Origin of the sequence: Streptomyces sp. NPDC101165 (genome assembly GCF_044768135.1) — a bacterium.
Lineage (GTDB): Bacteria > Actinomycetota > Actinomycetes > Streptomycetales > Streptomycetaceae > Streptomyces.
Genome location: NZ_JBIWPG010000012.1, coordinates 284,719 through 306,809, shown reverse-complemented (window position 1 = coordinate 306,809; position 22,091 = coordinate 284,719). Strand labels below are relative to the sequence as shown.

Genomic DNA, 22,091 nt, shown 5'->3' with positions numbered 1-22,091 from the left:
GGCGAGTTCGTGGGTCACGGCGAGCGCGGCTTCAGCGTGTCCATCCGGTCGAGCTGCACCAGCGGCTCGCCGAAGGCGCAACCCTGGTCATCGACCAGGTCGACCATCCGCTCGAGCCGATCGGCGATCTCGCAGCCGAGCTGGGCACCGTCGGCCGCGGCGACGACGTCGATCGCACCCTCTTCACAGCGATGAACGAGCGGGCCGCGGATCCCGCCTGGTCGCAGCCAGACACCGGATGCGAATATGCAACCAGTTGAATATTATCATCCGGTGCTAAATTGACCTCCATGGCTCTGCGTAACGCGGTGATGGCCGCACTCTTGGAGGGTGAGGCGTCCGGGTACGACCTCGCGAAGGGGTTCCAGTCCTCGGTCGCCAACTTCTGGATGGCCACGCCGCAGCAGATCTACCGCGAGTTGGAGCGCATGGAGAGTGAGGGCCTCGTCGCCGCTCGCTTCGTCCAGCAGGAGCGCAGGCCCAACAAGCGGCTCTTCTCGCTCACCGAGGCCGGATTCGCGGCCGTGCACGCCTACACGACCGAACCTCCGGCCAAGCCGACCGCGATCAGGGACGAACTGCTGGTCAAGGTCCAGTGTGTCGATGTCGGCGATCTCGAGGCCGTCCGTGCGGCGATCTCCCAGCGCATGGAACTCGCCGCCTCCAAGGTCGCCCGCTTCGAGCGTATGCGGGAGCGGCTGCTGGCCGGACGCACCGAGGACGAGTACTTCACCACCGCCCAACGGATCGGCCCCTACCTCACCCTGTTGCGTGGCCTGTCACTTGAGCAGGACAACCTCCGGTGGGGCGAGGTCGCTCTGAAGCGGCTCGACCAGCGCACCGCGGCACTTGCCGCACGGGCCGAGGGTTCCTGAGCCGCTGCCGGCTTTTCGCGTCAGCGGGTGTGCTTGGTGACGAAGTCGGCGATGGCGTCCTGCATCTGCCGCAGGCCCGGTTCTTCGAGAGGATAGTGGCCGGCGTTGTCCAGCAGGACCGTGTCGACCGGCACCTTGGTGATGCGGGACAGCACCGGCACGCTCAGATGGTGCGGGGTCCAGCGGTCCTCGGCGGGCTGGGTCAGCAGGACCGGGCAGGCGTCGAAGTCCTCCGGCTCCACGGCGGGAACGTAGTTCAGGTAGCGGTCCAGGAAACGGACGCTGACCCAGTTGGCGGCGGACGTGCGGTCCTTCATGAGGACCTTCATGGCGGAGGGGTCGTTGGCGAGCGCGGAAATCTTGGATGCCAGGCTCATCGGGTACTTCATCGAGGCGGCCGGCGTCTTGGCGAGCAGGCCCATGAGGGGGGCGCCAGCGCGGGCGGTGAGCCTGTCGTGGGAGGTCTCGTCGCGAACCTGCTGGTCGCGCTGGTCGAGGAAGGTCATTCCGACGATGCCGCGCAGCGTGCCGCGAGGGGCCTTGGCGGCGACGTGGTAGGTGAGCATGCCGCCCGCGCTCAGCCCGTAGAGCACGATGGGGCGGTCGTCGCGCGACTGCTCGAAGGCGAGGAAGTCGACGACGAGGTCGACCCAGTCGTCGTAGGAGGGCGTCGTGCCCGGCCTGACCTGCGTGAGGCCGTAGCCGAGGTTGTCGAGAGCGACGGTCTCGAAGCCGCGCCGGGCGAGTGGGGCGCCCAGAATGAGGGACATCTGGCGTCCGTTGGTGCCTACGCCGTGGTGCAGGACGACCTTGGCCCCGGCCTTCGGGTTGGGGTAGCGGTCGAGATGGACGCGGTGTCCGCGCCAGGTCCAGAACTCCTCCTCGGGCGCCGTGTCGTCGGCCAGACGCAGGCGGGCGGGCAGGAACTGCTGGAGATCGCGCCAGGCCTGCTGGTCGCGGTAGTGCACGGGGGCGGAGGTGGGCATGGTGGGGGCCTTCCGGCTGGGTGCGGCCTGCTGTCGGGTCAGGCCGGCGGTGGTGCGGGGCGACTCAGCGCCCCTCGGGTGATCATCCGCACGCCCGCCTCGAGTTCGAGGCGAGCCGCTTCGATGTCGCGCAGGTCGTCCTCCAGGCCGCGGGTGAACGTGAGTAGTACGGCGGCGGCCTGCCGCGCGGTGTCCGGGATGGTCTCGGCCAGGGCCGACGTCAGGAGTCCGGCCAGGCCGTCGGTGTAGGCGGTGACCAGCTCGGGTGCCTGTGAGGTGGCGGCGGACAGCAGTTCCCGGGCGTGCGCGGGGCTGTCGTGCCAGAGCCGGACGGCGACCTCCAGCTTCACCGTGAGCACGGCGAGAGTCTTCTCCGCGGGCGTGCCCGGCGTGGCTGCCGCGGCCTGTGCTGCCGCGAGGGCCTGCTCAAACAGCGACTGGACGACCTTGACGATCGCCTCGTCCTTGGTCCCGACGTACTTGTAGACGGTCGGGCGCGACAGCTGCGCCTCTTCCACGATGTCGGTGATCGTGGTGCGGCGGTATCCGTTGCGGCAGAAGCAGCGATAGGCGGCGTCGAGCACGGCCTGGGCGAGTGGGACCTTCGGCATGTCTACGAATTTAACACTCAACGGCAAGAGCGTAAATCTGATCAAGAGGGGGGCGCTCCCTGACGGTGCTCGCCTACGTCGTCGCGGCACGCGCCTCGATCCGTACGGCGAGGTCCTCGGTCTGCGGCGGGTCGGTGATCCGTACGACTTCCTGGATGCCCCGACGTCCTGAGCGACGGCGACGAGATCGGTGCCGAGGCCGGTATTGCTGAGCTGCATCCCGGTCTCGCCGAAGTGGACGTTGTCCAGCAAGCGCCGCGAGGGTCAGGTCGGGTTCTTGCCCGATGAACCTTCTGCGCCGGGCCCGCGTCTTCCCGCGCGACCGCCACCCCGTACTCAGGAGAACAGACCGTGGCCGACAAGGACGTTGAGCAGACCGACGAGCGGGGTTGCGCCCCGGAGCCCTGGTGGGCGGATCTCGGGACCTGGGGGGCTGTCGCACTGATCGTCTTCGGGGGTCTCGCGGCAGCGTGGGTCTTTCTCCGGCTGCCCGGCACCCCGGAGGAGCCGGCCTCCGGCTATTACGTGGCCTCCAAGGTCATCGCCATCGGCCTGGTGACTGTGGGAGGCACCTTGCTGAGCCGCCGTCGCACGCGGGCCGCAGCCGTCGAGGAGACGAGCGAGCGGGAACGCGCCTGACGCCACCGGCCGGTGAGCAATGTCGGACGGCGGCGACTTCCTGAGTCCCGCAGAACAAGAGGAAGGGGTGCTCCCGCCGTGCGTTGCCCGTATGGCTACTCCTCATCTGACTACTCATCGCCTGACTGCTCCGCATCTCCGAGGAAGGCCGCCACCAGCGCGCTCGCCTCGGGGCGGCACTCCTCGAAGTAGGCGTGCCGGGCGCCGGGGAACAGGTGCGTCCGGGTGTGGGGGATGCGGGCGGCCAGCAGGGCGAGGTTGTCCGGCGGGGCCATCCGGTCCTGGTCGCCGTGGAGGATCAGCGTCGGCGCGCTGATACCGGGCAGGGCGTCCCAGGCGTCGTGCCGGTTGCTGGCGAGCAGATGGCCGTGCCGGGAGTGCGGCGGCATGTCGGGGTCGCAGAGGGTGTTGTAGGGGCCGGGGTGGGCGGCCCGCCAGGCGGGGGAGTACATGAGGTCGATCAGGGCATGCAGGGCGGCCCTCGGGTCGGACTGGGCCAGCGCGAGCCGTACCGAGGTGTCGCGTTCGACGGCGTGCGGGCCACCGGGTGAGGTGCAGCCGAGCACCAGGCGCCGTACCCGCTCCGGATGGTCGGCGGCCACCCACTGGGCGACCCGGCCCCCCATCGAGGTGCCGTAGACGTCTGCCCGCTCGATGCCGAAGTGGTCGAGGACGGCGATGACGTCCCCGGCGAACTGCCGTGTCGAATAGCCGCCTTGGGGCTTGTCGCTCGCTCCGGTGCCCCGGTAGTCCAACGTGATCGTGGAGTGTGTGCCGTGGAAGTCCTCGCGTACGCCGTCCCACCAGTGGTGGTTGTTCGCCTGCCCGGCGAGCAGCACGAGCGGAAAGCCGGCCCCGCGGCGCTGACAGGCGAGGGCGGTGCCGTCCTCTGCGCGGGCGTAGGTGGGGAGCGGCGACTCGGTGTCGGACATGACGGCCTTTCGGTGCAAGCTGGGGGTGTGGGTCACTGGGCTTCGTTGGCGTCGGTTCCCTGGAGTTGAGCCGAGAGCCAGCCGCCGCTGGTCACCTCGGCGCGGATCTGCCGCACCAACTCGCGTGCGACCACCTCCACCGCGGGCGGTGTGCGCCCGGATCTCGGGGTGGCCAGAACGATGGAGCGCCACACGTCGGGCTCGGCGAGCGGCGCGGCGCTCAGCGTGCCGGCGGCGAGGTCCGCTGCGACACCGACGCCGGGCAGGACGGTCCAGCCGTGCCCGGCCAGGACGAGCTGCTTCTGCACCCGCATGGAGTTGGTCTGGACGGCGACGTCCAGCTCGGCCCCGGCCCGCCCCGCGGCGGCGTCGATCAGGACGCGCAGCGCGTGGCCGGAGGCGGGCATCACGAGCGGGTGGGCGGCAGCCTCGGCGAACGGGACGGGACGGCCGGCCCGCAGACCGGCCGCCGCGGGAGCGACCACCCACAGGTGTTCGCGCACCAGTGGACGGGCGTTGAGCGACGGCGTGCTGTCCAGGTTGTACAGCAGGCTCAGGTCGATGTCCCCGTCGTCGAGCCACTGCTGCAGATGCCCGGAGTAGGCGGTCATCAGCCGCAGTTCGATCCCCGGGTGCTCCCGGGCCACGGCACTCACGAGTGGTTCGGCCAGTTGCTCTGAGGTGCTCTCGAGCAGGCCCACCGTGACGATCCCGGTCACCGCACCGGGGACGGGACGCACCTCGGCGCGCGCCCGCTCCAGCTCGTTCAGCGCCCGGCGGGCGCGGTCCACCATGATCATGCCGGCCTCCGTCGGCCGCATGCCCTGACGAGTGCGCTCGAAGAGGGGGACGCCGAGCTCCTGCTCCAGCGTCCGGATCTGCCGGGTGACCGCAGGCTGCACCAGATGCAGCAGCTCGGCGGCCCGCGTGACACTGCCCACCTCGGCGACGGTGACCAGGGCCTTGAGCTGTTTGACGTCCACGGTCGGTCCCTCCGGAGTCATACGCGGCACGCATGGCTCGATCACACATTGCTATTTCACTCGGCCTGTCATGAATCTTCATGATGGTACTGCCTGGTCCGGGCCGGAAACCGTCCTGCCGGAAGCCCCGACGCCGGAGCTGCACGCCAACCGCGTCATCTGAAGTCGGGCACGGACAAAGTCGGGTACGGACAAAGTCGGGTACGGACAGAGTCGAGTACGAGCAGCGTCGAGCACCGACACCAAGGAGCGTCGTCACACCATGAGCACCCTCGACATCCTCTCCGAGGACGAACGGCTCGTCGTCAGGACCGTGCACGACTTCGTCGACAAGGACGTCAGGCCGGTCGTCCGGGAACTGGAGCACACCGACACCTACCCGGAAGCCCTCATCGACCGGATGAAGGAACTCGGCATCTTCGGCCTCGCCGTACCGCAGGAGTACGGCGGCACACCCGTCTCCATGCCCTGCTACGTCCTGGTCACCGAGGAGCTGGCGCGCGGCTGGATGAGCCTGGCCGGCGCGATGGGCGGGCACACGGTGGTCGCCAAGCTGCTGCTGCACTTCGGCACCGAGGAGCAGAAGCGCCGCTACCTGCCGAGGATGGCCACCGGGGCGGTCCGGGCGACGATGGCCCTGACGGAGCCCGGCGGCGGCTCCGACCTCCAGGCCATCCGCACCGTCGCCCGCAAGGACACCGACGGATACCTGGTCAACGGAGCGAAGACATGGATCACCAACTCCCGCCGCTCCCAGCTGATGGCCCTGCTGTGCAAGACGGACCCGGAGGCGAGCCCCGCGCACCGGGGCCTCTCCGTCCTCCTTGCCGAGCACGGCCCCGGGCTCACCGTCTCCCGCGACCTGCCCAAGCTCGGCTACAAGGGCGTGGAGAGCTGCGAGCTCTCCTTCGAGGACCACCGGGTGGCGGCCGACGGCCTGCTCGGCGGGGTCGAGGGCAAGGGGTTCGCCCAGATGATGAAGGGACTGGAGACTGGCCGGCTCCAGGTCGCCGCTCGCGCCCTCGGGGTCGGCCGGGCGGCGCTGGAGGACTCGCTCGCCTACGCCCAGGAGCGTGAGTCGTTCGGCAAGCCGATCTGGCAGCACCAGTCCATCGGCAACCTCCTCGCCGACATGGCCACTTCACTGACCGCGGCACGCCAGCTCACCCTGTACGCGGCCCGCGAGGCCGAGGCGGGCCGACGGGTGGACATGGAAGCGGGCATGGCGAAGCTCTTCGCGTCCGAGACCGCCATGCAGATCGCCCTCAACGCCTTTCGTATTCATGGTGGTTACGGCTACTCGACCGAATTCGACGTGGAGCGCTACTTCCGCGACGCCCCGCTGATGATCGTGGGCGAGGGCACGAACGAGATCCAGCGCAACGTCATCGCGGCCCAGCTGGTGAAGCGGGGAGGACTCGACACCTGAACCTCGTGGGCTGCGGCGACGCCTGCCCGTGCTGCCCCGACGAGCGGTGTCTGGACAGATGATCCAAAAGGGTGAAACGACGTTCTCTTCGGGGTTCTTCGGGGTTTGATGGGGAGGCATATTCTGCCGGAATATTCCGGAAGAAATCGCTGCCCAGCGCAGAGAGGAGTGATCATGTCGAATCCGACTAGCTGGCTTCCCGTGGTTGTGCGGAACCAGTGGGGTGGGACCATCTCGAACCTGACGGCCAACCACCGTTACGACAGGGACCATTACGACAACGACACCTGGGAGACCCTGGAGAACGGCAAAGAGGCGACCGGTATGCAGGCCGGTTTCTGGACTGGTTTCCTGCGCACTGGAAAGGACTACTGGAACGTGGTCTTCCGGGCCGACGGTCAGAACTGGACCTGCAAGGACGACTTCTACTGCTTCCTCACCAGCGAGGACGCGGAGAGTGGTGGTCCGGTGATCCTGACCATCACGAAGAACAACCTGCACGTCGCACCGCCGAAGTCGAGCTCGTGCGATGTCGAGCTGCACCAGGTGGGCTGACCGCGCACAGGACGACTCCGCACGATGACCGGGCTGGGAGACGTGTTCGCCCTTGCCGCGAGGGCTCTGGGGATCGAACCCGGCCCGGGCTGCGGCTGCCACCATCGCAGAGATCTGCTCAACAAGATGTTCCCGTTCCCGCGATGGCTGCGCGGCGCAGGACGCCGGCACGACCCCCGCGGGAACTGACACCGCGTCCGCGGGGGTACCGGTGCGTGCATTGTGAGGGCAGATGGCTGCGATGGATGGCAGCATGCGTGCGGCACGCCGTCTTTGTCAGTGGCTGGAGCAGCATGTGCCGGACTTCTGCGCCGACACGCACCGGCTCGACGGGCTCATCAGAGTCGCAGAATTCGCGATCGTCCTTCTCGGTCTGACTCGCCCGCTTTCCTCGGGAGCGTCAGGCGACGCGTACACGCGCTGGGCCCGCGGCGTCGCCGACGTCCTGTGGGCCGATCTGCACCGCAAGGAGAAACACATTCTCCGCTCGCTCGCCGCCACGCGATCGGCCCACGCGCGTGCTCTGCTGCTGCCGTTCCCGGCACTCGAAACGATCACACGGCGCAGGTTCGACAACCACGCGCTGGTGAGGGCTCTGCTCTCCGAGAAAGCAGGCCCTACGGGACGCGTGGAGATGGACCTGGCCTTCACCTGCGACGTGGCAGGCATGCGGGACTGCAGTGAGACGACGCGCACGCGGCTGGCCGAGCTGGCGGGCGCGGCCGGGCCTGCGGGCGAGTCCGTTCAGGACATGTACGACCTGACTCATCTCGCCTTCTACGCGACCATGCTGGGACGGCGGGCGGCGCGTTGGAGCCCTGGCACGGCCAGATGGGCTCGCGCCTTTCTGGAAGAGGGCGGGGCAGTCTTCCTGCGCCGCCATGATCTCGACCTGGTGGCGGAGTGCGTGCTGAGCCTGCTCATCACCGGCTCCCCGACGAGCCGTTACGTTCATGACGCAGCGGACGCCCTCGCCGCCGTCGCGGAACGCGGCAGCGGTATGCCGCCGCACCCCCGGCATGCGGACGACACGAGCGGTGCTTTCGCCAATCGCTACCATCCGACCCTGGTCGCCTTGGCGGCGCTGGCCGAATACGACCGGCGAACGCCCTACTCCCGGTGAATGCAGGCCCCGTGTCGGTCGCCCACGCGCCGAGGAGCCCGTCGTGAGGCTGGGCGCGCCGGCCTGATGCGCGCTCTTCCGCCAGGGTGCGGCTCAAAACTCGCGAATCCCCGCGACGCCAATGCAGCCTTTGTATGGTCCGCTTCTATGCACCCCCGAGCGGGTCGAGGGGTCAGACAAGGTGCTGATGGAAGAAGGCGGCTGCCTCCCTGCCTACCCGGACGCGGACAGCAGAGTTGGCGGGTTCCGGCGTGAAGAAGTCTTCGTGGCGAACGTCGGGGCCGGCCGAGCAGCCACTCGCTGTAGGGATGTGTTTCAGGTACGGCTGCGTGTCGACTTCGTACGGGTTGACCGTGTCCGCTCCGCCCCAGCGGAGCCCACGGGCACCTGCACGGTTGCCAGGCTCTCCCGTGTCACGAGAGTGCCGACTCCGGGGGCAACTTGAAAGACCGCCCGCACTCGGGGATCCGAGAGGTCCGCTCCAGCTGCGTCCAGCGCACGCCGCGATGACTCATTCAGCGAGTACTTCTTGCGCAGTGCCTCCAGTGCCTCCAGTGCCTCCAGTGCCTCCAGTGCGCTGGGGAACTCGGGAATCTCCGGCAAGGGGACCTCCCCCATCATCACCGCCCGCAGGATCTGCGGATCGACACGAGCACCGGCAAGTGCCGCCGCCGTGTAACCGCCCAGGGAGAAACCCGCCACGCCGACCGGGCCAGGGGGCTGCTCACGAGCGAGCGCATCGAGGGCGAAGGAGACGTCTCGGGGCCGTTCCCACACGTGCAGGAAGCCTTCCGGCTCGTAGCCGTCGACGAAGTTGTTGCCGTGGTGGTCCAGGGCCGCGACTCGGAAACCTGCCTCGCGCAGCGGTCCAACCAGCCACTCCATACTGCTGCCCGAGCCTCCGGTGCCGTGCGAGACGACAACCAGCGGAACGGGAAGAGCCAGCGGATGATTCGGCTCCCACAAGTAGAGACGGACGGGACGCGGACGGGCCGGATCCCGCAGGTCACTGCGGGACTCGTCATACAAGACACGTATCAGCGGCTGCCGCCCAGAGATCGTCATGGCGACATCGTAGGGAGACTCTGCCTACGGGTACGGCGGTTCCTCCTCCGCCTCTGGACTCGTTCGGCCAGAACGATGAGGATCAGGTCACAGCCATTCGCCGCACCCGCAACCGGATTCCGTCGATCAACCTCCGCCTATTCACCGGCGGCCCACCCCGCACCACTACCGGCAGCAATGGCTCCAGCACCACCCACTGCTCGTCAGCCGGCTTAGAGGTCCCGCGCGACCTGTCGGTCATCGGCTACGACGACAGTCATCTCTCCCACCTGATGCCGATCGGCCTGACGACGGGCCGCCAGGACGCCATGCTCATGGCGGAACATGCGGTGCGTTTCGCCGTGGAGCGCTTGGAGGACCCGGAGCGGGCGCCGCGCGAGGCGGTGCTGGACCCCAAGCTGGTGGTGCGCGGGACGAGCGGGCCGATGCGGGCGACACAGGGCTGAACCGGCGAAGCCGGGCCCGCGCACGCTGCATGCTGCTGGGTCGACCGCGACCCCCACGGAACCCGGCCTGAACGGCCCTCGCCAGCTCTTTTTGCACCCCTCACGCTCCTAGCCCTGAGGGTCTTCCTGGACGCTGTCTGATCCCGAGTCGCGGTGCCGATCCGTACGCAATGCCCGTGAGGTAGAGCACCGGCATGCTCCAGGTCGCTGTGCTTCCCCTGAGGTCAGAGATGCGCTCGGCGATCTCTGATGCGGGTGGGGTTACGCAGGGTCGTACGTCCGTCGCTCGCCACTCACCCCCGGTCCCCTCGTCCGCCTTCCCTCCAAGATACCCCCGGGGGTAATCGTGTACTGTCGAATACATACCCCCGGGGGTAATTCTTCGAGGGACGTCCGATGGAAGGGAGTACCTCGTGTTCTTCGTCGACACGATCGAGCTGCCGGGGCTCGGCAACCGCAGCTATCTGGCGGGTGGCGAGCGGACGGCGGTGGCGGTCGACCCGCCGCGCGACATCGACCAGGTGATCGCGGCGGCGGCCCTGCGTGGGGTGCGGATCTCGCACGTCGTCGAGTCGCACGTCCACAACGACTACGTCACCGGCGGCCTGGAGCTGGCCCGGATCACGGGCGCCGCCTATCTGGTTCCCGCCGGGGCCGCCGTCTCCTTCGAGCGGGTGCCGGTCGAGGACGGTGACCGTACGGTGATCGACGCCGCCGCCGGGCTGACCCTGCGTGCCGTGGCGACGCCCGGCCACACTCCGCACCACACTTCGTACGTGCTGGAGGAGGGCGGAACGGCGGTCTCGGTGTTCACCGGTGGTTCCCTGCTGATCGGCACCGTCGGCCGCCCCGACCTCGTGGAGCCGCGGCTCACCGAGCGCCTCGCCCGTGCGCAGTACGCCTCCGCGCACCGCCTGGCCACCGAGCTGCCCGACGAGACCGAGGTGCTGCCCACGCACGGCTTCGGCAGCTTCTGCGCGTCGTCGCAGGCGGAGGGGGAGTACAGCACGATCGGCAAGGAGAAGGCGTCCAACGAGGCCCTCACCCGGGACGTGGACACCTTCGTCGCCGACCTGCTGGCCGGTCTCGGCGACATTCCCGCGTACTACGCGCACATGGGTCCGGCCAACGCCGCGGGGCCCGCGCCGGTCGACCTGACCCCGCCCGCCGTGGCCGACGCGGACGAGATCGCCGCCCGGCTGGCCGCGGGGGAGTGGGTGGTGGACCTGCGCAACCGGGTCGCGTTCGCCGCCGGGCACGTGTCGGGCTCGGTCAACTTCGAGGCAGAGGGACAGCTCGCCACCTATCTCGCCTGGCTGATCCCGTGGGGCAAGCCCGTCACGCTGCTCGCCGAGTCCGCCGAGCAGCTCGCCGAGGCGCAGCGAGAACTGGTCCGCGTGGGCATCGACCGGCCGGCCGCCGCGGCCACCGGGGAACCGGACGGCTGGATCCGCGAGAACGAGACCCTCGCCTCCTTCCCCCGGGCCACCTTCGCGGACCTCGCCGGTCAGTACCCGGCGGACGGCGTCGTCGTCCTCGACGTCCGGCGCACCGCGGAGCGGGCGGGCGGCTTCATCGAGGGCTCGGTCCACATACCGGTCCACACCCTGCACCGCCGCGTCGACGAGATCCCCGACGGCACGGTGTGGGTGCACTGCGCGGGCGGTATGCGCGCCGCCATCGCCGCCTCCCTGCTGGACGCGGCCGGCCGCGACGTCGTCGCCGTGGACGACGGCTTCGACGCGGCCGGGGGCGCAGGGCTCACGGTCCGTACCGCCTGACCGCACGACAGGAGCGACAAGCCAAGATGAGCATCTTCCGACGAGACCGGAGCGTTCCGGGCCGGGTGACCGTCCAGGAGGCTGCCGCCCGCACCGGCCACGGCAGTGCCCGAGACGGTGGCGCTGACGCCGTACTGCTGGACGTCCGCGAACCGAATGAATGGCAGGCGGGGCACGCGCCACGGGCCGTGCACCTGCCGCTCTCCGCGCTGGCCGCCGGGGCCGGGCTGCCCGCGGGCGCGCAGGCGGGTCCGTTCGTGGTGATCTGCCGCTCGGGGAACCGCTCCCGGCAGGCGGCCGATCTGCTCGCTGCGCGCGGTGCCGAGGCCGTGGACGTGATCGGCGGCATGCGGGACTGGGCCGCAGTGGGACTTCCCGTGGTGGACTCGCGGGGCGGGAACGGGACCGTCGCGTGAGCGCTGTCGTACTCGCCCTGGCCGCCGGTGCCGTCATCGGCGTGGCGCTCGGCGCGCTCGGGGGCGGCGGCAGTGTCCTGACCGTCCCCGCCCTGATCTACCTGCTCGGCTTCACCCCGGTCGCGGCCACCACCGCCAGCCTCGTCATCGTCACGGTGACCTCGGCCACTGCGCTGTCCGCGCACGCCCGGGACGGTCATGTGCGATGGCGGACCGGGCTGTTGTTCGCGGCGGCCGGGCTGATCCCCGCCATGCTGGGCGGTGCGCTCGCCGGACGGCTGCCCGCCGGCGCTCTGACGGCCGCCTTCGCCGTGGTGGCGGGAACGGCCGCGGTGCGGATGTTCCGGCCCCATGCCGTGCCGGAGACAGCGGTGCCGGTGCGACCGGACCGGGCGGCGGCCGCGGGTGCCGGGCTCGGCGCGGTCACCGGCGTCCTCGGGGTCGGCGGCGGCTTCCTCGCCGTGCCCGCACTGGTGAGCGTGCTCGGCATGCGGATGCGTGAAGCGGTCGGTACCAGCCTGCTGGTGATCACCGCCAACTCCCTGGCCGCGCTGGCGATGCGCGCCGGTACGGCCGACGGTCTGAACTGGGCCGTCATTGGGCCCTTCGCCGGGGCCGCGGTGCTCGGCGCATGGGACGGGAAGCGGCTCGGGGCGAAGGTGTCCGGGCGCGTGCTCCAGCGGACCTTCGCCCTGGTGCTGCTGGCCGTGGCCGCGTTCATGATGATCGACGCGGTGCTGTGATGCGCCCGCGCTCACAGCCCCGCGCCGGCCCCCCTCACGCCAGCGACAGGAAGAGCTTCTCCAGACGGGTCCGCATCTGCTCCGGGTCCTCGCCGTTCTTGCGGCCGGACTCCATGTCGGTGATGCACTGCTGCAGGCCGGTGGCGATGATCGCGAAACCCGCGCGGTCGAGCGCCCGCGACGCGGCGGCGAGCTGCGTGATCACGTCCTCGCAGTCGCGCCCCTCCTCGATCATCCGGATCACGCCGGAGATCTGGCCCTGCGCGCGACGCAGCCGGTTCAGGACGGACTTCAGCTCCGTACCAGCGAGTTCCAGTTCCACGATCACTCCTCCAAAAATACCCCTAGGGGTACTGTACGTCCCGGTACGGGACGGCGTCGAACACCAAGGATCACATCTGCCATGAACGCCCCCCTCGCCCCCATCGCCCTCCGCACCGACCAGGCCCGCACCCGGCTGGACGAGCTGACCGTCATCGACGTACGCACCCCCGGTGAGTACGCCTCGGGCCACCTGCCCGGCGCCCTCAACATCCCCCTGGACCAGATCCGGCGCGCCCTGCCCGAGATCCGGCACGCCGCCGACCGCGGCGACGTCCTGGTCGTGTGCGCCTCCGGAGCCCGCTCCGAGAACGCCTGCAAGCTGCTCGCGGAGCAGGGCATACCCACCGCCACCCTGGCCGGCGGCACCAGCGGCTGGGCCGCCGCGGGCCACGACCTGCAGCAACCCGCAGCCTGTGACACCCGGGCCGGCTGGAGCATGGAGCGGCAGGTCCGGTTCACGGCGGGCGCACTGGTGCTCGCCGGCATAGGCCTTGGGCTGCTCGTGCACCCGGCCTTCCAGATCCTGTCGGCGGGCGTTGCGGGCGGTCTCGTCTTCTCCGCGCTCACCAACACCTGCGGCATGGCCGCCCTGCTCGGCAAGCTGCCGCACAACCGTCCCCGCGCGGCCGACCTCGACGCCACGCTCACCGCCCTGCGCAGCCGTTGAGCCACACGCTCCGGGGCGCCCACGCACGCTGCGCGGCCGCCCCGGAGATTCGCAAGGCCCTCACTCCACAGAGAAACGGCTCACGAACGCAGCGTGTCCGAGACGGACTTGCCGCCGCCGTGCGGGGTGAGGCCACCGGCGGCGCGGAGGTGGTCATCTCGGTCTCGACGAACCCCGGGTGCACGGTGTTCGCGCGCATGCCTCACGGGCGCCGACGGGGCACGGCAGGTGAGCGCCGGGGAAGTCCGTACGCCGGAGCCGGATCCGGACAGTGGCGTGCGGTAGGCGCGACCATAGGGCGTCCATGTGTCGGCCGCCGTCCTGCGCGGCGCACGCCAACACCCGTCATTCAGACGGGAGTTCACGCGTCAAGCCCCGCATGAACTGCCGTGACTGAAAAGAGAAGGGTTTTTCCCGGCCAGGCGTCGCGCGATGGAATGATCTCGGCGTGCGGTCACTACGATCGCATCACAAGACAACCATTCGACCGGCCCGAGAGTGACGGCCGGTCAGGGTCGCCGATGCCAGGGTCCGCTCCCCGGGCTGCGGTGATCTTCCTGTCCAGGAGGACCTTCCGCATGTTCCGACGCATTGGGAATGCCGTCGTCCGTCATCCCGTCTGGACGATCGTGGCATGGCTCATCGCGGCGGTGGCGATCGTCGCCACCGCGCCGAGCCTGCCCTCGAACAGCGACGAGAGCAGTTTCCTGCCAAAGAGTTACGAGTCGATCAAAGCGGCGGAGCTACAGGCGAAGGCGTTCCCCAGCGCCTTCACCCCGTCCGCGATCGCGCTGTACCAACGCACCGACGGCGGCAAGCTCACCGCCGCCGACAAACAGGACATCGCCCGGATCACTTCACAACTGGGCAGCAAGCACATCGACCAGGTGCAGAAGGTCGTCCCCGGCCAGCCGTCCAAGGACGGCAGGTATGACCTGACCCTGGTGCAGATGGACAGCAGGAACGCCGGCCAGCCCAAACAGATCGACGCGGCCAAGGCGTTGCGCGATGACGTCAAGAAACTGACCACGGGCACGAACCTCGACGTCAAGCTCGGAGGCTCCGCCGCGCAGGCCCTCGACCAGCAGGACTCGTCCAAACGCGGGCAGGCGCTGATCGGAATCGGCACCTTCGCGATCATCCTGATCACCCTGCTGATCATCTTCCGGGCGCCGATCCTGGCGATCCTCCCCCTGGTCCTGATCGGCGTGGTGTCCGCCGTCGCCAACGGCCTGATCGCCTACGCCACCAAGCTGTTCGACCTGCAGGCCAACAGCTCGATCTCGTCGATCCTGATCGTCGTGCTCTTCGGTGTGGGCACGGACTACTTCCTCTTCCTGATGTTCCGCTACCGCGAGCGCCTGCGCGCCGGCGACGAGCCGAAGCAGGCCATGATCAACGCGGTCGACCGGGTCGGCGAGGCCATCGCCTCGGCCGCCGGAGCGGTCATCATCGCCTTCCTCGCGCTGGCGCTGTCCACGCTCGGCTTCCTCAAGCAGATGGGCCCCGCCCTCGCCATCGCGGTCGCCGCCACGCTGGTCGCGGGCCTGACCCTGATCCCGGCCGTGGTCTCGCTCATCGGACCGAAGGTCTTCTGGCCCTCCAAGTCCTGGCAACGGGAGCCGGAGAACGCCCGGTTCGCCGCCCTCGGCCGGGGCGTGCAGCGCCGCCCGGCGCTGACCGCCGCGCTGTCCGGCCTCGTCCTGGTCGCACTGTCGCTCGGCACCCTCGGCTTCAACGCCACGTTCGACCTGGCGGCGGGCTCCATGCCCAAGACCAAGGAGTCCATGGTCGTCCAGGACGAGATGCAGAAGGCGTACTCGGCGGGCGCGGCCGCACCCACCGACGTCTTCCTGTCCAGCACCGACGGCAAGCCGCTGGACAAGTCCGGCCTGGACGCGTACGCGCAGAAGCTCGGTGCCGTGGACGGCGTCGCGAACGCCCGTCTGGCCCAGCTGAACAAGGGCGGCACCACCGCCGACTTCACCGTCACGCTCAAGTACGAGGCGTCGACGGACAAGGCGATCGACGCCGTGGGCGAGGTGCGCGACGTCGCGCACTCCGACGCACCCGAGGGCACCGAAGCCCTCGTCGGCGGTATGTCCTCGATCTTCAAGGACATCGCCACGGCGGTCAACCACGACTACCGGACGGTCTTCCCCGTGGCCGCCCTCCTCATCATGGTCATCCTGGGGCTGCTGCTGCGCAGTGTGGTCGCCCCCTGGTACCTGATGGCCTCGGTGGGGCTCGGCTTCGGTGCCACGCTCGGCGCCACGGTCTGGATCTTCCAGGAGGGACAGGGACACTCGGGTCTGATGTTCATGCTCCCGGTGATCATGTATCTGTTCGTGGTGGCCATCGGCACCGACTACAACATCCTCATGATCGCCCGGCTCCGCGAGGAGGCCCGCGAGGGCCGCGAGCCCCGCGAGGCGGCCGGCATGGCGCTCCGGCACGCCGGACCGACCGTCGCGGCGGCCGGCTTCATCCTCGCGGCGACCTTCGCCACGATGATGCTGGCGGGCAACGCGCTGCTCACGGAGATGGGTTTCGCGGTCTCCTTCGGCATCGCGGTCGCCGCCTTCGTGATGGCGATGTTCTTCACGCCGAGCCTCACCGCGCTGATCGGCCACGCCGCCTGGTGGCCGGGCCACGGGGACCAGGCGCGGCAAGTGGCAACCGGTGCCGGATCTCCTGACGCCGGCTCGGTTCCCGGCCAGAACCGGGACACGGTCGCATCCGATCCGTCGGGTCGGCGCGGCTAGCGACACGAGGACGGAGCAGGTCTGCCGGGCCGCACAGCCCGGCAGACCCAGCCCGTCGGCGCAGCGCCGACGCGAGAGGAAGATCACGACGGACCACGCGGTCTTGGCCATGCACGCGCCACGCGGTACGGTCTGTCCGATATCGACGACGGCGAGTCGGAAGCCGGTGGGAATCCGGAACGGTCGCGCCACTGTATGCGGAACACCCCTGGGTGGCCCGTGAGTCAGACCCGTGGCCGTCGTCATGTGCACCACCGAGATGGGACGCGAACTCCCAGAGGAGGTCCTGCCATGGCGCAGACCGTCGCCCAGCCGACAGCCACCACCCCCGCCGTTCCCGCCACGCTGCCGCTGAAGGCGATCGCACCGTGGGCGGTCTTCTTCGGCATCCTCATGCTCGTCCTGCTGTACTTCGTCGGCGCCGAGCAGGGCGCCACCTCCGTGTTCAACGGCACGGACGTCCACGAGTGGGTGCACGACGCACGCCACCTTCTCGGCTTCCCCTGCCACTGACGCGAGGGACGCCGCTCGACCATGAACTCCGCAACCGTGAGAAACCTTCTCGTGCGGGGCATGCTCGCCGGCCTGGCCGCCGGCGTGCTCGCCCTCGTAGCCGCCTACTTCCTGGGTGAGCCGAACGTCGACAGCGCGATCAGCTTCGAGGACGCCCACTCCCACGAGCACGGGATGGAGGTCGTCTCCCGCTCCCTGCAGTCCACCGCGGGCCTGGCCACCGGCGTCCTCATCTACGGGGTCGCCTTCGGCGGCATCGCCGCGCTCGCCTTCTGCGTCGCGCTCGGCCGTGTCGGCCGCTTCAGCCCGCGGGCGACCGCGCTGCTGCTGTCCAGCTGTGCACTGCTCGCCGTGTACGTCGTCCCGTTCCTGAAGTACCCGGCCAACCCGCCGTCGGTCGGTGATCCCGACACCATCGGCAAGCGGACGACCCTGTACTTCCTGATGATGCTGCTCAGCGTGCTCCTGGTGGTCGCCGCCACCATCCTGGGCAAGCGCCTGGCGCCTTCCCTGGGCACCTGGTACGCGACCGTCGTTGCGGTCGCCGCCTTCGCCGTCGTGATCGGCCTGGCCTACGCCTTCCTGCCGGCCGTCAACGAGGTGCCGAAGGACTTCCCAGCCACCCTGCTGTGGCGGTTCCGCCTCTCCGCACTGGCCATCCAGGCCGTACTGTGGGGTGGATTCGGCCTGCTCTTCGGCGAGTTGGCCGAGCGGCAGCTGAACCCGAAGCCCGCGACGGCCGCGTCCGGGCGGAGAGTTCCCGCCACGCACTGATCTGTTCAGGACACGAGAGGGCCCTTCGGAACCGTCCGGGGGCCCTCTCCCGTTTCCGGGACACCTGCGGAGGCGACGAGCGGAGGAGCCGAGTGGCCAGACAACGTCCCGAACCGTGCCACATCACTCTCGGCGGACGCGAGGCGGTCGCCCTGACCATGGAGGAGTACGCCCAACTCATCGCCAGCCGACGCCAGATCGGCGGCCAGAGCGCGCGGGTACGGGTGCTCGCCCAGCAGGTCAAACGGACCGAGAGATTTCTCGACGAGCTGGCAGCCCTGGTCGATGGCCCAACGGCTGCCTGCCGCACACCGGATGAGGGCGCGGGCCGACGGACGACGGTCGACTGCCACGGCGACCACGGCACGACCGGCGACACGGACACCGACTGCCTGCGGTGCGCCATCGCGGCACTGCTGCGTCGCCATCGGGACGCCACTCCCTGACCGCCGTCAGTCCCCCGGCTGGGCGAGGCCGTGTCCGAGGCGCACGTTCCAGCGCCCGGACCGGCCGGTGACCTCCGTCGCCGTGAGCGGCGGGACGTCGAGGCGCCAGAACGCCGCCTCGGGCGCGCCCAACGCGTGTACCACCACGGCCCGTACGACATCGGGCTCCACCACGGCGATCGTCCTGCCGTCCGCCAGTCCACTCGTGTCCAGCCAGCGCGCGACCCGTGCACACAGCTCCCGCACCGACTCGCCGCCGTGCGGTGCAGCCCCGGGATCGGCCAGCCAGCGGGTCACCATCTCCGGCTCGGCGGCACCGACGTCGTCCAGCGTCCGCCCCCGCCACCGGCCCACGTCGAGGCCCGAGAGCTCCGGTTCCACCGAGGCGTCGAGGCCGAGCGCGGAGGCCGTCTCCCGGCAGCGCACGCTGGGAGAGGCGAGGACGCGGCCTGGTGCGGGCAGGGACCCGGCCGCCGACCTGGCCCGTGCCGCCGCGCCGTCCTCGATCGAGTCGCCGTCGTCGAAGCGGGCCCGCCGCAGCGAGGGCGTGGTCGCGGGTGAGATGAGAGTGACGCGGCTGGTCACGCGGTTGCTCCTCCTGCTTCCGCCGTGGGGCGGGGTGTCTGGACTGTGTGCGTACGACGGTACGGGCTTGCGGGGCAGCCGTGCAGACCCGCCCCGGCCGGGGCGGGCTCGGTGACTGGATCTCCGTGCGCACGGTCCGCGTCGCGGTGACCAGGTTCTCCAGGGAGGCCCGTACCTCCGGCCAGCCGCGGGTCTTGAGCCCGCAGTCCGGGTTGACCCACAGGCGTTCGGCCGGGATGGCCGCGAGCCCGAGGCGCAGGAGGTCGGCCGCCTCGCCCGCGCCGGGCACGCGCGGGGAGTGGATGTCGTAGACATGCCATTGTGGGGCTGTAGCGGTGCTCTGCAGGTGAGGCCAAGAAGGCCACCGTGGCAGTTGGGCCCATCCTGAACACGATGACGCTGCCCCAGTGGCTCATCTTCTGTGTCGCAGGCGCGTCGGCGACTGGGCAACTCACAATGGGCCAGGTGGGCGCAAGTATGGGATGTTGCAGTCGCTGGGGCGAAGACGGTGGAGGCGAAACCGCCCGCGAGTGTCACGACGGTCAGGGCGCGGACGTGGTCCGGGGCTCACCATCGGGTCAGGGCGGCGAAGGCCGGCTGGTAGAAGGTGGAGGCCTTGGCGAGTCAGGCGAGCAGCCAGCCGAGGGTGAAGATGGCGGTGTTGGGACTGTGGCCACGATCAGGAGGCTGAGCGCGCCAAGGGCCGAGCCGGCGGTCATCATTGTGTGCGGCCCGCGGGGGTCGAGCATGCGACCGATGCGGATCCCCGCCAGGGGGGAGACCAGCAGTGCCGTGGAGAGAGCGGCCGTGGTCGCTCCTGTGGACCATCCGGTGTCGGCGGTGATCTGCGGGTTCAGGACGGGGAACGCGTAGTACACGATGCCCCAGTTGGTGATCTGCGTGACGCACAGTGCGGGCAGTGCGGCCCCGCTGGAAGGGGTGTTGAGGCTGGTCACGATCCGCAGCAGCCGCCTGCCCGGCACTCTGCCTTTGACCCCCGGCGACGACCGTGACGGGATCCTCATGGTGCTTCGAGAGCTGTACTCCGGGTCTCTCCCGGCGTCCTTGCGGTCATTGCCGATACGGGCACCGTGACGGTCGGCTGTAGATCGGTCGGTTGGCCTACCGTTCGCCGGCGGCATCTGCTTCCCGGGCGGGATTTCCCTCCCACCGTGCTGCAGGGGGGACTTCCTCGCCCTTCATCAGGAAGGAGTCGGGGGCGAGCTGTGCCTGGTCGCCGAGCGTGGTGCCGTAGTGGACGAAGGCTCCCACGCCGAGGGTGACGCCCGCGCCGATCTTGGCGTGGTCGGACTTGAAGGTGCCGTCCTCCTGCGAGTGGCACTGGATGACGCTGCCGGCGTTGAGGGTGCTGCCGTCTCCGATGCTGACGAGGGCCCGCTCGGTCATCGTGCAGCCGTCGTCGAAGACCCGGCGACCGATCCTGGCGCCCAGGAGCCGCCAAGCCATGGCCTTGAACGGCGTGCCGTTGAAGACCTGTATGTAGTCGTGGGACGTCAGCTTCCAGTAGCGCTCGTGGCTCCAGAAGTCGGGCTCGTAGATCGAGCAGTACAGCGACCTCAGCGGCCGGAATCCCGTGACGGTTCTTTCGATCAGCGTGAAGTAGAGGACGGTGAACGCGAGGGTGAGCAGGCTCGCCAGCACATAGGCCGGCGCACCGATGGTCTCGTAGAGATCGACGGCAGCCATGGTGATGAGGGCGAGTACGAAGAAGTGGAACCAGCGCGCCAGCAGGTGCAGGCTCGCGGTGAGCGCGTTGTGCCTGTTCTTCGCGGTGAGCCGGCGGCGCAGTTCGTCACCCTGGGCGAGGTGGTCGAACCGGGTGTCGCGCAGCACCGTGCGCGGGATCTCGAAGCTGGGTGAGCCGAGCAGTCCGATGCCTTCGCGTACCGGGCCGTCGACGGGAACCATGACCTTGGTCGCGAGCAGGCAGTTGTCGCCGGTCCGGCCGTGTGAGGGGTAGGCGATGCGGTTGCCGAGGAAGTTGTTCGGCCCGATCGCGGTGGGGGAAGAGCGGAAGGACGAGCTGGAGAAGTCGGCGTTGATGATCGAGAGGCCGTCGGCGACCATCGTCCCGCTCCCCACGGTGCTGAGGTAGGGGGTGTCGTGCTTGACGGCCGTGCCGAAGTTCGACCCGGTCTGTTCGACGTGGCACAAGTCGTATCCGAGGCACCTCAGGTAGTGCACGATCGCGGAGCTGTCGCCGAAGAGCATGTTGAAGAACCTGATGTTGGTCAGCCGTGTGATCGCCCGCTGGATGCCGTGGTGGAAGCCGTACAGCGGGTAGGTCCTGCCCGGTTCGATCGCCCGGCTGAGCAGCCGCGGGAGCGTGCTCACCACCAGCAGTCCCGCCACGATGGCGCCGAAGAAGGCCACCAGGGACGCAACCAGTGCCTCGACGTAGAACACGGGGCTGGTGAAGGCCGCCGGCCCCGGGTCGAACACCGCGTTGAACTGCGGCACCGCGGTCAAGAGGAGGCTCACTCCGGCCAGCGACAGGGGCAGGTACAGCAGCAGCATGGCGAGCAGCTGCGACAGGCTGTAGAGGACCCTGCGACGGGGGCCGCACGCGACGGGTTCGACGGCGCGGAAGTCGGTCGTCGTCGGCTCGGCCGGCGTGCCGTGCCACGACTCTCCGTCCGGGATGGTCTGCCCGGAGTGCAGGGAGGAGGCGTGGCCCAGCTGACTGTGGTTGCCCATCGACGTGTCGATGTCGACGACGGCCTGCACGCCGACGGTCACATCTGCGCCGAGGGTGACGGGACCGGTCTCGATGCAGCCGTCGTGCGCCCGGTAGCCGGACAGCAGCACGTCCTTGCGGACGACTGTGCCGTCGCCGATGGTCAGGAGGTCGGTGCAGACCGGGACGGCACGGGACAGGATGGTGACGCCCTTTCCGATGTGCGCGCCGAGCGCTCTGAGGTACAGCACGTACAGCGGCGAACCGGTGAACAGACGTACCGGGCTGGTGCGGATGAGGGTCTTGACGCACCAGAAGCGCAGGTAGGCGAGACTCCACAGGGGGATCCTGCGGGGGGTGAAGCGGCCGATGAGTATCCACTTGGCCGCGATGGGCCATGCGCAAGCGCCCATGAAGAGCGCCGCACTGAACAGGACCGCCCTCAGGTAGACGTCGGCCGTCCCCGAGCCTTCCAGGGTCCACTCGTAGCCGAGTACGGCGATCGTGGCGCCGAGGGAGGAGAAGACGAGGAAGATCAACAGCTGGGCCGTCCCGCACAGCGCGTGCTGCCATGGGCCGCACCGGGGCGCGGCCGATACGCCGGATCGGGCGTCGCTCGCCGCAGGGACTGGCGAGGCGGTCTGTGATGTGGCGTGCGATGGTGCCGGGGACTGGCCAGCGGCTGGAGCCTCCGTGAACGCGGTGGCCATGCTCCGGATCGTCGGGTGCCGGTAG

21 protein-coding genes, 3 pseudogenes and 1 riboswitch are annotated in these 22,091 nt (G+C 69.6%); of the genes and pseudogenes, 14 read left to right on the top strand and 10 right to left on the bottom strand.

Annotated elements, in window-relative coordinates; translation table 11 throughout:
• Positions 1-290: 290 nt before the first annotated feature.
• The gene (locus ACIRVH_RS27040; protein ID WP_403957897.1) at positions 291-875 is read left to right on the top strand and encodes a PadR family transcriptional regulator; all 585 of its coding nucleotides are present in this window, start codon (positions 291-293) and stop codon (positions 873-875) included.
• 20 nt (positions 876-895) lie between these two features.
• On the opposite strand, the gene ACIRVH_RS27035 is transcribed toward ACIRVH_RS27040, so the two are convergent.
• Complete coding sequence (locus ACIRVH_RS27035) at positions 896-1,861, bottom strand: alpha/beta hydrolase (RefSeq protein WP_403957894.1); 966 nt, start codon at positions 1,859-1,861, stop codon at positions 896-898.
• Positions 1,862-1,899: 38 nt separating this feature from the next.
• A complete protein-coding gene (locus tag ACIRVH_RS27030) occupies positions 1,900-2,472 on the bottom strand; it encodes a TetR/AcrR family transcriptional regulator (protein WP_403957891.1) in 573 nt (190 codons plus the stop codon).
• Positions 2,473-2,823: 351 nt separating this feature from the next.
• Here ACIRVH_RS27030 and ACIRVH_RS27025 point away from each other — a divergent pair, with 351 nt between their 5' ends.
• Positions 2,824-3,111 carry a hypothetical protein gene (locus tag ACIRVH_RS27025; protein ID WP_403957888.1) on the top strand — a complete coding sequence of 96 codons (288 nt, stop codon included), beginning with the start codon at positions 2,824-2,826 and terminating at the stop codon, positions 3,109-3,111.
• A 110-nt stretch (positions 3,112-3,221) separates the two neighbouring features.
• Here the strand turns inward: ACIRVH_RS27025 and ACIRVH_RS27020 are convergent, their stop codons facing one another.
• Both ACIRVH_RS27020 and ACIRVH_RS27015 read right to left on the bottom strand, forming a co-directional pair.
• A complete protein-coding gene (locus ACIRVH_RS27020) occupies positions 3,222-4,043 on the bottom strand; it encodes an alpha/beta fold hydrolase (protein ID WP_403957886.1) in 822 nt (273 codons plus the stop codon).
• Positions 4,044-4,075: 32 nt separating this feature from the next.
• Positions 4,076-5,026 carry a LysR family transcriptional regulator gene (locus tag ACIRVH_RS27015; protein WP_403957882.1) on the bottom strand — a complete coding sequence of 317 codons (951 nt, stop codon included), beginning with the start codon at positions 5,024-5,026 and terminating at the stop codon, positions 4,076-4,078.
• A gap of 262 nt (positions 5,027-5,288) precedes the next feature.
• Here ACIRVH_RS27015 and ACIRVH_RS27010 point away from each other — a divergent pair, with 262 nt between their 5' ends.
• From ACIRVH_RS27010 to ACIRVH_RS27000, 3 genes are all read left to right on the top strand, one after another.
• Positions 5,289-6,455, top strand: coding sequence for an acyl-CoA dehydrogenase family protein (locus ACIRVH_RS27010; RefSeq protein ID WP_403957879.1), 1,167 nt, complete (start codon positions 5,289-5,291; stop codon positions 6,453-6,455).
• 174 nt (positions 6,456-6,629) lie between these two features.
• Complete coding sequence (locus tag ACIRVH_RS27005; protein WP_403957876.1) at positions 6,630-7,010, top strand: hypothetical protein; 381 nt, start codon at positions 6,630-6,632, stop codon at positions 7,008-7,010.
• A 232-nt stretch (positions 7,011-7,242) separates the two neighbouring features.
• The gene (locus ACIRVH_RS27000) at positions 7,243-8,133 is read left to right on the top strand and encodes a DUF6895 family protein (RefSeq protein WP_403957873.1); all 891 of its coding nucleotides are present in this window, start codon (positions 7,243-7,245) and stop codon (positions 8,131-8,133) included.
• Between the two features lie 315 nt (positions 8,134-8,448).
• Here ACIRVH_RS27000 and ACIRVH_RS26995 read toward each other — a convergent pair whose 3' ends face one another.
• Entirely contained in the window at positions 8,449-9,198 is a 750-nt protein-coding gene (locus ACIRVH_RS26995) for an alpha/beta hydrolase family protein (protein WP_403957870.1), read from the bottom strand.
• A gap of 206 nt (positions 9,199-9,404) precedes the next feature.
• On the opposite strand from ACIRVH_RS26995, the pseudogene ACIRVH_RS26990 reads away from it, so the two are divergent.
• From ACIRVH_RS26990 to ACIRVH_RS26975, 4 genes and pseudogenes are all read left to right on the top strand, one after another.
• Positions 9,405-9,644, top strand: a pseudogene (locus tag ACIRVH_RS26990) (substrate-binding domain-containing protein); the annotation flags it as partial.
• Positions 9,645-10,057: 413 nt separating this feature from the next.
• Positions 10,058-11,425 (top strand): rhodanese-like domain-containing protein, encoded by a 1,368-nt coding sequence (locus tag ACIRVH_RS26985; protein ID WP_403957867.1) that lies wholly within the window; start codon positions 10,058-10,060, stop codon positions 11,423-11,425.
• Between the two features lie 26 nt (positions 11,426-11,451).
• Positions 11,452-11,841, top strand: coding sequence for a rhodanese-like domain-containing protein (locus tag ACIRVH_RS26980; protein ID WP_403957864.1), 390 nt, complete (start codon positions 11,452-11,454; stop codon positions 11,839-11,841).
• Positions 11,838-12,584 (top strand): sulfite exporter TauE/SafE family protein, encoded by a 747-nt coding sequence (locus tag ACIRVH_RS26975; RefSeq protein WP_403957861.1) that lies wholly within the window; start codon positions 11,838-11,840, stop codon positions 12,582-12,584. Before ACIRVH_RS26980 ends, ACIRVH_RS26975 begins: the two co-directional genes overlap by 4 nt.
• 34 nt (positions 12,585-12,618) lie before the next feature.
• Here ACIRVH_RS26975 and ACIRVH_RS26970 read toward each other — a convergent pair whose 3' ends face one another.
• Positions 12,619-12,906, bottom strand: coding sequence for a metal-sensitive transcriptional regulator (locus ACIRVH_RS26970; RefSeq protein WP_403957858.1), 288 nt, complete (start codon positions 12,904-12,906; stop codon positions 12,619-12,621).
• Between the two features lie 81 nt (positions 12,907-12,987).
• On the opposite strand from ACIRVH_RS26970, the gene ACIRVH_RS26965 reads away from it, so the two are divergent.
• From ACIRVH_RS26965 to ACIRVH_RS26945, 5 genes are all read left to right on the top strand, one after another.
• Positions 12,988-13,575: a rhodanese-like domain-containing protein gene (locus tag ACIRVH_RS26965; RefSeq protein WP_403957855.1), complete on the top strand. Its 588-nt coding sequence runs from the start codon at positions 12,988-12,990 to the stop codon at positions 13,573-13,575.
• Positions 13,576-14,153: 578 nt separating this feature from the next.
• The gene (locus ACIRVH_RS26960; protein WP_403957851.1) at positions 14,154-16,340 is read left to right on the top strand and encodes an MMPL family transporter; all 2,187 of its coding nucleotides are present in this window, start codon (positions 14,154-14,156) and stop codon (positions 16,338-16,340) included.
• 112 nt (positions 16,341-16,452) lie between these two features.
• A riboswitch (cobalamin riboswitch) is annotated at positions 16,453-16,595 on the top strand.
• Positions 16,596-16,631: 36 nt separating this feature from the next.
• A complete protein-coding gene (locus ACIRVH_RS26955; protein WP_086692985.1) occupies positions 16,632-16,853 on the top strand; it encodes a CbtB-domain containing protein in 222 nt (73 codons plus the stop codon).
• Positions 16,854-16,874: 21 nt separating this feature from the next.
• A complete protein-coding gene (locus ACIRVH_RS26950) occupies positions 16,875-17,627 on the top strand; it encodes a CbtA family protein (protein ID WP_403957847.1) in 753 nt (250 codons plus the stop codon).
• A 92-nt stretch (positions 17,628-17,719) separates the two neighbouring features.
• Positions 17,720-18,073 carry a hypothetical protein gene (locus ACIRVH_RS26945; protein ID WP_403957844.1) on the top strand — a complete coding sequence of 118 codons (354 nt, stop codon included), beginning with the start codon at positions 17,720-17,722 and terminating at the stop codon, positions 18,071-18,073.
• Between the two features lie 6 nt (positions 18,074-18,079).
• Here the strand turns inward: ACIRVH_RS26945 and ACIRVH_RS26940 are convergent, their stop codons facing one another.
• From ACIRVH_RS26940 to ACIRVH_RS26925, 4 genes and pseudogenes are all read right to left on the bottom strand, one after another.
• Positions 18,080-18,658: a histidine phosphatase family protein gene (locus ACIRVH_RS26940; protein WP_403958016.1), complete on the bottom strand. Its 579-nt coding sequence runs from the start codon at positions 18,656-18,658 to the stop codon at positions 18,080-18,082.
• Between the two features lie 118 nt (positions 18,659-18,776).
• Positions 18,777-18,971: pseudogene (locus ACIRVH_RS26935) on the bottom strand (hypothetical protein); the annotation flags it as partial.
• Between the two features lie 173 nt (positions 18,972-19,144).
• Positions 19,145-19,614 (bottom strand): annotated as a pseudogene (locus ACIRVH_RS26930) (MFS transporter); the annotation flags it as partial.
• A 166-nt stretch (positions 19,615-19,780) separates the two neighbouring features.
• The coding region (locus ACIRVH_RS26925; protein WP_403957842.1) for a Pls/PosA family non-ribosomal peptide synthetase at positions 19,781-22,091 on the bottom strand (2,311 nt) is incomplete at its 5' end.